General features: G+C 30.0%; 10 protein-coding genes. 4 read left to right on the top strand and 6 right to left on the bottom strand.

Annotated features, from left to right (window positions below):
- Positions 1–260: 260 nt before the first annotated feature.
- The gene (locus tag K9L97_02485) at positions 261–2,033 is read right to left on the bottom strand and encodes a M3 family oligoendopeptidase (protein ID MCF7871878.1); all 1,773 of its coding nucleotides are present in this window, start codon (positions 2,031–2,033) and stop codon (positions 261–263) included.
- Between the two features lie 422 nt (positions 2,034–2,455).
- Here K9L97_02485 and K9L97_02480 point away from each other — a divergent pair, with 422 nt between their 5' ends.
- Positions 2,456–2,968, top strand: a complete 513-nt coding sequence (locus K9L97_02480; protein MCF7871877.1) for a cysteine hydrolase — start codon at positions 2,456–2,458, stop codon at positions 2,966–2,968.
- Here K9L97_02480 and K9L97_02475 read toward each other — a convergent pair.
- The 3 genes from K9L97_02475 to K9L97_02465 are packed head-to-tail and all read right to left on the bottom strand — an operon-like array spanning position 2,965 to position 5,554.
- Positions 2,965–3,957 carry a hypothetical protein gene (locus tag K9L97_02475; protein MCF7871876.1) on the bottom strand — a complete coding sequence of 331 codons (993 nt, stop codon included), beginning with the start codon at positions 3,955–3,957 and terminating at the stop codon, positions 2,965–2,967. The genes K9L97_02480 and K9L97_02475 overlap by 4 nt on opposite strands.
- A complete protein-coding gene (gene endA, locus K9L97_02470; protein MCF7871875.1) occupies positions 3,954–4,592 on the bottom strand; it encodes a tRNA-intron lyase in 639 nt (212 codons plus the stop codon). Before endA ends, K9L97_02475 begins: the two co-directional genes overlap by 4 nt.
- 41 nt (positions 4,593–4,633) lie before the next feature.
- Positions 4,634–5,554, bottom strand: a complete 921-nt coding sequence (locus tag K9L97_02465) for a hypothetical protein (protein ID MCF7871874.1) — start codon at positions 5,552–5,554, stop codon at positions 4,634–4,636.
- Positions 5,555–5,658: 104 nt separating this feature from the next.
- Between K9L97_02465 and K9L97_02460 the strand changes: the two genes are divergently transcribed.
- The 3 genes from K9L97_02460 to K9L97_02450 all read left to right on the top strand — a co-directional run bounded on the left by K9L97_02460 (position 5,659) and on the right by K9L97_02450 (position 8,152).
- Positions 5,659–6,111: a hypothetical protein gene (locus K9L97_02460; protein MCF7871873.1), complete on the top strand. Its 453-nt coding sequence runs from the start codon at positions 5,659–5,661 to the stop codon at positions 6,109–6,111.
- A 19-nt stretch (positions 6,112–6,130) separates the two neighbouring features.
- On the top strand, positions 6,131–7,246 hold the full coding sequence (trpS, locus tag K9L97_02455; protein ID MCF7871872.1) for a tryptophan--tRNA ligase: 1,116 nt from the start codon (positions 6,131–6,133) through the stop codon (positions 7,244–7,246).
- A 312-nt stretch (positions 7,247–7,558) separates the two neighbouring features.
- A complete protein-coding gene (locus tag K9L97_02450; protein ID MCF7871871.1) occupies positions 7,559–8,152 on the top strand; it encodes a hypothetical protein in 594 nt (197 codons plus the stop codon).
- On the opposite strand, the gene K9L97_02445 is transcribed toward K9L97_02450, so the two are convergent.
- A complete protein-coding gene (locus K9L97_02445) occupies positions 8,149–8,967 on the bottom strand; it encodes a hypothetical protein (GenBank protein MCF7871870.1) in 819 nt (272 codons plus the stop codon). The genes K9L97_02450 and K9L97_02445 overlap by 4 nt on opposite strands.
- Positions 8,968–9,034: 67 nt before the next feature.
- Complete coding sequence (locus K9L97_02440; GenBank protein ID MCF7871869.1) at positions 9,035–9,634, bottom strand: hypothetical protein; 600 nt, start codon at positions 9,632–9,634, stop codon at positions 9,035–9,037.
- Between the last annotated feature and the right edge of the window lie 131 nt (positions 9,635–9,765).

Here is a 9,765-nt window from a genome sequence, read left to right as displayed (position 1 = left end):
AAATTATCAAAGATAATTTTTTTGTATCTCCACCCTGAAGGATGGAGTATTACGCTTCAGTCGCCTAGACGCGATTCAACAAGAAATCAAAGATTTCTGTGCACTAAAAACTAAAAGTTTTTACGTGTTTAGATTGCTTGTTATCGCGACCTAAATGCACAGAAACAAAGTTTCTGGCATGCCAAAAATCAAAGATTTTTGTGCAGGTCGGGGTATTAAACCCCTCGCGCTAACGCGCAATAAAAAAATTAAAAAACAAATCATATCTTTTCACTTAATTTTTTTAACAAAGAAATCTGCTCTTTAATTTGATCCATTCCTTTCTGCCAAAATCCTTCACTAGCAATATCTATACCTGCACGTTTCAAAATGTTTTCAGGAGCATCACTACCACCAGCTCTTAAAATATCCTTATACTTAGGAATAAAAGCATCACCTTGTTCTTTATACATTTTATATAAAGATAAAACCATTAGATTACCCCAAGCATAAGCATAAACATAAAACGGGGTGTGATGAATATGAGGAATATAATTCCATTCATGTTTAAATTTTTCAGGAATTTGCATATCCCCAAACTGCTCCTTTAACAAAGCGTAATATTTTTTATCGATTTCATCCTTAGTCAACCCGGATTTAATATTATCATGAGCAAATATTTCAAAAACACAAAAATAAACTTGTCTTAAAATAGTCGCATATTCATCATGGAGTTGCCGTGCCAAAATGGCTATTTTTTCCCTATCTGAAGAAACATCTTTCAACAATTTTTCTGTCAATAACATCTCAGCAAATACAGAAGCTGTTTCAGCCATCACTAAAGGCTCATCATAATTCATAAAATTCTGATCAGAAGCAAAAATGCCGTGAATACCATGTCCAAATTCATGAGCCATAGTATAAACATCTCTTAATTTACCAGTATGATTCAACAAAATATAAGGTTCCATATCTGGAAAAGGGCTAGAACAAAAAGCACCACTCCTCTTGTAGGGCGCTGGATGACTATGAACATGATTCATATCAAAAATTTTTTTAGCATTTAAAAAAAACTCCTCATCAAATGACTTAAATAACTCCAAAACTATACTTTTTGCATCTTCATAAGAATAATTTTTTTCTTCAGAAGATTTAACAGGAGCATACACATGATACCTTGAATAAGCATATGTATCACCTAAACGCTTATTCAATTCATATTTTAACTTAAAATATTCCTGAAAAACATGAACATTTTTTCTCACAGTATCGATAAGAGCTTTAACAGTCTCATCAGAAACTTGATTAGATTTATTTCTTACTTGAATAGGAGAATCATAATTTCTTATTTTTAAAGATTCATTATCCCAATCTACAACTATGTTTTTATACATTTCAGCAATAATTGTGCTTTCATCTTTAAATTTAGAAAGCAAAACATCATATGCCTCCTCTCTAATTTCAGGATTGTAATCTTGAAAATTTGAAGTTATCTCTTCAATAACAAGATCTTTTTTGCCAAATGCCTCGAATCTAAAAGAACTAGTAAATAAATCATATAAATCCGCAAAAACATCTCCTCCTGTCTCAGACTTAATATTAATAATTTTTTCAACTTCCTCAGACATAGTATGGATTTTTTCTTCACGAATCCTAGATAAATAATATTTGTAATCCTTCAATTCATTAGAGTTCATCAATTTAGTAGCAACAGAGTCACTCAAATTCATAAACCAAAGAGAAAAGAACATAGTGTCATTTTGAATATCAGTAAACAGTTGACTTAATTTAACATTATATGCCAAAACATCTGGATCCTTAGTATTTTCAGAAAATCTCATGCTAAGATGAGTATTAAGACGCCTCATAAAAACTCCTAGTGCCTCTTTCTTTCTTATTATTTCAAGTAAATCGGAAGGTAGAATATCATCAGACAAAGAATCTCTCAAACCTTTAATTTGAGAACTTAAATTCATAATATTCTTTTCAATCTCTTCTTTTGACAATCCATTAAGCAAATGACTCAAATCCCAAATATTTTTTTTTTCTTCCATAAAAACAAAAAACAAGAGGCACATATATAAAATTTTTGAAATAATTAGTCTAACAGAAAAAAAAACACCCAACAAAAAAATAATTTTAAACAAAACAAGGAAAATCTCAGCTCCAATTATACTTAAAAACACAAAAATCCATTAGCATACAAAGACACAAAAAACAATTACACAACTTTATCTTCTAAACAGACATAAAAACATAATTTGGGGCACAACAGGTTTGTCCCAAATATCTGTGTTGCCCTAGAGATCCATTAAGAGAAACACAATATGGAACACGTTAAAGATCTGTGTTTCTTAGTAAAAAACTTAAGACTGCAAAGCGGCTAACAATACTTTACAATACGAAAAAGAAAGACCTAAGGACGCTCGCGGGCACAACAAAAATTTTATATATGTAATCATTCTTAACTATTTTTATGAAAAAAGCTCTCATCTTAGTAGATTATGAAAAAGAATGGATTGATAAAAAATCAGACTACTACGTAGGAAACATTTCCAAACAAATAAAAAAAACAAATAAACTAATAGATTTCTGCAGAAAACAAAAATACAAAATAATATTCACAATACATATAGAAAAAGATTCAAATACGGAGTTTGCAGAAAATTCAGAAAACACACAAATAATAAAAGAACTACACACGAAAGAAACAGATATAATAATTAAAAAAAATAAAATAAGCCCATTTTACAAAACAAATTTAGAAAAACAATTAAAAGGAATACAGGAAATAGTAGTGTGTGGCATACTAACAAATCTTTGCGTCCGAAGCTTGATTCAAGACGCATATGATAGAGACTATGAAATAAAGGTGATAAAAGACTGTTGTGTATCCTTAGATGAAGAAACGCAAAAGTTCACATTTAAAGATTTAAAAAAGACAAGAGAAGAAATAGACTTCTTAACTCTTAAAAAATTCATGAACTAAATCTCTTTAATTAACATACCTTTATAATCGGTCTTTAATTTATCTTTAGCTTTCTTAGTAACTTCACCAGTTGTTAAGTAAACAACAGGAATCCTCTTTGCTTGTCCCTGAACATAAGCAGTGGAAAGATCGCCATCGTTGCTTTTCTTTTTGCTTTTAGCTTTGCAAAAATATTCAGCTCTGCCCATAGGAGTTTCCATTAAAATAGTAAAATTATATTCCGAACCTTTCCTAACTAATTCTGCATTAACAACAAAAATATTATTTTTATCAAAAAATCTTTTAATCTGAGTAAGAAACTCGTCAGTTACACTATCAAAAATATTTTCAACAGTTTTTGAATCAACTTCGGAAAGTTTTTTTTGTTCTTCTTTATTTTTTTCAATAAAAGAATTACTCTTCGGAGAAGAAAATTTCTTCTCTTGCTTCTCAACTTTGACTTCAGATTCGACAGAACCCTTAGCTACTGCTGAAAGATCTTGATTATCTAAATCTTTAACTTTTTCTGGAACTTTAACCTCTTCTTTTCTAGGAGCATACCGCTCTTTTAAAATATTATATGCTTCCTGTTCAGAAACCAAATAATACCTCCAAAAAATCTCTTTTTCGCCGTTAACAGTTACAGAAAACTCCCTAGAAAAATCTTTGATTTGTCGCAATGAAACCCTAGTTAAAGGTTCTTGTTTTTTATCTCTTAATACTTTCTCAGACTTTAAGTAATTAAAAGTTTGTTTATCCTTTTCGTTAAGATTATCAGCGGCTCGCTCTAATTTAGCCTCTTGACCATTCATATAATAAAAAGGACTTCCTCCTCTTTTAACATTCGTAAACAAAACATTTTTACTAGCAACAAGCTGAGAAAGTGCAGCACCAATAGTTATACTGTCTCCTTTTCTTAATATCTTTCTAACCTCAAGAGGAATTAAAGGACCGTGCAATCTAACAGTGTTTAATACATCTTCCGTAGAAACCAATTCTATCGAGTTCATGGCCTAGTCCACTTAACCTCCCAATAAGTAACATCAGCTTCATCATCCACAACAGCTATCATTAACCGTTTCTTAGTAGAATGAGCTACCCTGTTCTTAGCAGCAAACTCATACCAAGTAAGAGTAGAACCTTCATGAACTGGATAAACAACCCAACGAGCATGATCTTCGCCAGGCTTTATGCCCCTATCATAAACCCTAAAATCCGCACCAAACTTCAAGGCTGTCTTAATAATATAACCACGATTCCTCATATCCTTAAAAACAGAATATCTTACCCAAAAATTAGGTTCTGTTTTCTTTGCTTTCTTTAAATAATCAGTAAATTCAAGATTTTTTTTACGGGCGTCCATGATTTTAAGTCTGCCTTTTTCCATTAAATAAAGAGCTTCATGCAAACTTAACTGAACTTGACCATTTTCTAAAACAACACCATACCTACTCTGATTAAAAAGTTCGCGAGCATCATTTGAATTTTCAGTGACAATTCTCTCTTTACTAAAAAGAGCATTAATCACAGGTTTTCTTGGTTTAACTTCCTCTTTAAGCTCTTTAGGTTCTTTGAGCTGAATCTCTTCAACAACATTCTCTTTCACAGAGACCTTTTTCTTAGTTACTTTTTTCTTAGCCACCATAAAAATAAGAAAGGAAACAGTCCTATATAAAGATATTGATGTCAAACAATAAAGAATACAATGAAAAAACCAACTAAACAACCTAAAGATAAGAAAGGCATAGCAGGATAAAACCTATTTTTCTTACCAAACCAAAATAAACCAAATAATGCCAGAGAACAAACAAAAATAGGAATAAGAGAATATAAAAAAGCTAAAGATGGCAAAATACCTAGTAAAATAAGATGAGACATCAAAACACCATTAAAAAGTAAAGGAAATACAACATCCCCTCCCCCTAAAATGCCTGTTTTAACAGAACTCTTAAGAGTTTTTTTGTTCTTATAAAGCAACAAGTTCTCTGAGACTTTCTTATCTTGATCATATTGCAAAGACAAACCAGGAAATACACTAGCATCAGAAGTAAACCTTGCCATTTTAACCATATGCTTACTTTTCCAAACTGCTAATGCGTCATATAAACTAATAAACGCTAATAAAACAATCATTACTTGAACATTAAGAATAGGAACAAATAAAACAGCAATACCTGCGTACATAATAATTTCCGTGAAATTATGAACTAAAGAGTTAAACCTAAAAATCTTAACATAAGCCAAAACAAAACTTAAAATCCAAGATCCCAAAAAAAAATTTGGACCAAACAAAGTTCCAAAAGCAACACTCATAGATACAGCTGCAGCAATAAAAAACCAAGTTTTCCACCAATTAACTTTTTTTCTCTTAACAAAATATAATAAGATGAATGTTCCAATAGTTATGCCTAGTGCAATGTAAACAAGACTTTCCCAACCAGAAACCTCTGCTCTATCCCCAATAGTTGTTGAAGAATAAACTATTTTTGAAGTTCCATTAAAATTTTCAATGCTTTGCATAGAAATATTCAACAAATAAAGGCCTAATAAATTAGAAATGAAAAACATCAAGATGAATAACAAGGTAACATTAATTGTGTGCTTCATAATAAGCAATAACTAGGGCTTAATATATAAAATTAACCACAATTATTTACAATATAGACCATAAATATAGTAAAATACATAAACAAAAGAAAAAAAACAAATAAATGAAACTCGCAAATCACATAACAATAAGACTCTTCACACAACCAGAAGAACCCGAACAAGAATTAAAAAATAAACTATATGAACTAATACAAATACAAAAAGAGCAAATCATAAAACAAAAAATACCATATGAAGAGATAAAAGCCAAAGGATTCAATGAAAAAAAAATTAAAATAATAACTATAATACTAGAAAAAGACAGACACATAAACACATTTTTAGAGACCCTAAAAAAACAATTAAGCGAAGAAGACAAAGATCAACTACTAACACAAAAAAACAGACTGGACAAAGACCTAAATTACTATTTGAGGTTAGACAAAAAAGAAATGCTTAAAGGAAATTACAAACTAACAGACACAGGGAATTGCTACCATATAAAAATAAATATTGCTGCATTTCCAAAAAAAACAGAAAAAGCACAAGAAACAATACAAAAAATCTTTAAATAAAGAAAAAAACAAGATAAAAATGGGAACCATAACACCTTGGGAAGTAACAGGCAAAATAAATTACGAAAAAATGATAGAAGAATTTGGGCTGCAAAAAATAAATGATGAACTCATAAAAAGACTTGAAAAAATCGCCCAAAAAAAAGGAAAAAAACTACACAGACTCCTACGAAGACAAATATTTTACGCGCAAAGAGAACTAAAATGGTTTTTAGACCAATACGAAAAAGGAACCAAGACATTCATATATACTGGATGCGGACCATCAGGACCTATACATCTAGGCCACTATAGTGTCTGGGAATTCACAAAATACCTACAAGAAATATTAGACATAGAATTATGGTTCCAATTTACAGATGATGAAAAATTTCTATTTAAAGACAAAACATATGAAGAAATACAAAAATGGACTTATGAAAACATGTTGGATGTAATAGCAATAGGATTTAATCCAAAAAACACAAAATTTATACAAGACACAAAACATGCAAACTTATTATATCCAGAAGCAATAAAAGTAGCCAAAAAAATAACATTCTCAACAGTAAAAGGAGCATTCGGATTTACTAACGATAAAAACATAGGAGAGATATTTTATACAGCAATGCAAGCAGTGCCTGCATTTCTACCATCAATAATAAACAAACAAAAAATGCCTTGCCTAATTCCACATGCAATAGATCAAGATCCCCATTTTAGAGTAACTAGAGATGTGATAGAAAAACTAGGACACTATAAGCCTGCAAGCATCCAATGCAAATTCATGCCCGGACTTACAGGAGCTGAAAACGGAAAACAATCAAGTTCTACAGGAACCGCAATATATATGACAGACAAACCTAACGAAGTTAAGAAAAAAATCAACAAATACGCATTCTCTGGAGGAAAAGATACTGTCAAAGAACATAGAAAACACGGAGGAAACCCGGACATAGATGTAAGCTACCAATGGCTCTTAGTCTTTGAAGAGGATGATGATAAACTAAGACAAATATATGAAGATTACAAAACAGGCAAACTGCTTTCAGGAGAACTAAAAACAATATTAATAGAGAAAATAAACCAAATTCTAGAAGAACATCAAAAAAGAAGAATGAACGCAAAAGTTGAAACATTCATATATAAAAATTGATAACATCCAAAATAGTTCATAATAGGTATTTAAAAAAAGATCTTTAAAATATTTTGTAAACAACATTTTGCCTACAAAAGCAGACGTAGTTAAGTATAACAAACAACAGGATTTGTGGATTTAAAAAAAAACCAATATTAAATTTTCATTACAAAGATTCAACCTGCTATGTAAAAGGAACAATCAAATAATACCGCATCCTTTGAGACTTAGAGCCATGAACATATTTCGTCATTTTTATTGACCATATAGACTGTTTTGAGAAAAAATTTATAAATACAGATTTTAAAATAATATGAAAGGGGTGGACAAATGACTCAAGAAAGATATGTTCCTTTAACATCAGGATTCATGGCAATAGCAATAATAGGTTTCTTTATATCAATATGGCTTCCAATAGATACTTTACAGTTATCTCCAGATACAGAATTAAGTTGGAGATTTACATTTGCATTATTTTTCGTGCTAATGTTTATAGCGTCAATGATAACAATGACAAGAGCGGAAGTAACAAGAACACACATGAGAGAATTAGAAATGCATGAAGAAGTACATAAGAAGAGAGAAATAGGAAAACTTCATAAAATAGTTCATGAAATAAACAAAAAACCATTAAAATTAATTTGGCAAGACATAATCATTTTTTTATTTCTAATAGCTTATATTTACTTTGGAATAGCTCAAATAACCCCTATAATGCACATACACGTATTTGTAAACATGGCATTTTATGGAATAACACTTTTTCTCGTACTAACAATAATACTAGATACAATAACATCAGAAAAATTGACTGCAATACAAAAAACAATTATAAGTTTGTGTCTGATATTTTTAGGAGGTCTTGGAGTGGTAATATTCTATGTATACCGAAGAATAAAGCACAGGTGGGGTCAGAAGAACTAAATTACTTTTTGTAATTTATTAAAAAAATTTTCTGCACGTTTTAGCTCGTATTCTGAAAACTGCGCTGATTCTTTTTTTTGTTTTGAAAAATAAGAACATCTAGCAGATTTACGCAGTCCTCTAAGAGAAACATCGCTAGGAGGGATATATTTGTTTTGATCATTATTTATTAAGTTAATACGTTCAAGATATAATTTTCGAATTTTTGAATCCTCTAATTGAGTCTCCAAAGGCTTAAAAAAATCATTGATGAGATTCAAAGCGGAATAAATTAAACCTATTCCTGCGCCTCTATTGCTCCCACCATATAAAACTGTGGCTTTAACACCTAATTCAAATCCCATTTTTATATCATCTTCAGGAGAATTATAAATGTGGTGAGAATTAAAGATGTTTTTAAAAACAATTTCAAAATCTCTATTTGGACAAAAAATGTGGACTGATTGTGTATTTTCTGAAGAAGCATATTTAAGGTCAACAAGACGGTATAAAGGGAAATGTGCTTCACGTCTAATATCTAACAAAGAATTCAGTTCATCATCTGATAATTTATTGTATTTTTCTTTTTTTTCAAGTTCAGCTAGTAAAAATTTTTTTTGTTTATTTTGTTTAAACCTATCAGAATCTGATATTTTGATGAGTTTGTTAGACGAATCGTAATCAACAACAAAGCCTCGGGAATCTAGTTCTTCTAAAAAATCAGGCAATTCAATAGAATCTATTGATAAAAAATTTTCGGGGAGCACAAATACCTCTTGTCTGGAAACAAAAAAATTTCTAAAAACTACGCTATCTAAGCAGTCACTATAGTTCATAAAAAAAATTATTGAAATAAAAACTATATAATATTTTCTATGTCAATTAGTTGTGACGAAAAACAAGTTAAAAAAAAGGAGAGTATATGAAAATGGCATCGACTAAAAATTTATACAGCGAGGGATCAAACTTATGCAATATATTAATTGAATCGACATCATCTAATTTTATAAATTTACAAAAAGTTGAATCTGGAGAATCGTCCAATTTCAATTCTTTAGCAATAGGTTTATCCCAATATTTAAAATCGTTTTTTTCATATAATTTATTAGGAATTATCTTATCAGCACTTAAAGGAATAGAAACAACTTGATCTTTTAACAAAGCCGCTGACTCATAGTTCGGAGATTCTGCATGTATACCTGCAAAGATGTCAAAAGCAAGATTTTCTTCTTTTAGATAAATATTAGTTTTGTTAGAAAAAAGAAAGTAATCAAATGAAGAACGGACAAAAACATCATAAAACTCAGGAAATTCAGTTAAAGCATCCAAAGTGCCCTTGTTTTTATTTCTATTTTCAATCTTCCAGACATCTTGGTGAATGAAAAGGAATCCTTCTTTCCAAGAATATTCCTGTGTTTTTATAAATTCAAGCTTAGAAAATTCGCTGTGCAAATAATCAGAGAGTTCATTACCTTTTAAAGCCAAATCAACAACAACATCCATAGAAGATATCATAAATATAAATATAAAAATGTTTCTTCAAAAAACAGTTTATTACCATATGGAAGATAATTTGTGTTTGTGTTTTCGAAACTATTTAATATAAACAATTATTCTCTTTTTTAGATATTATC

The organism is Candidatus Woesearchaeota archaeon (genome assembly GCA_021735165.1).
Lineage (GTDB): Archaea > Nanobdellota > Nanobdellia > Woesearchaeales > 21-14-0-10-32-9 > JAIPET01.
The sequence above is the reverse complement of the archived record's forward strand: the minus strand, read 5'-3'. Positions and strand labels throughout refer to the sequence as shown.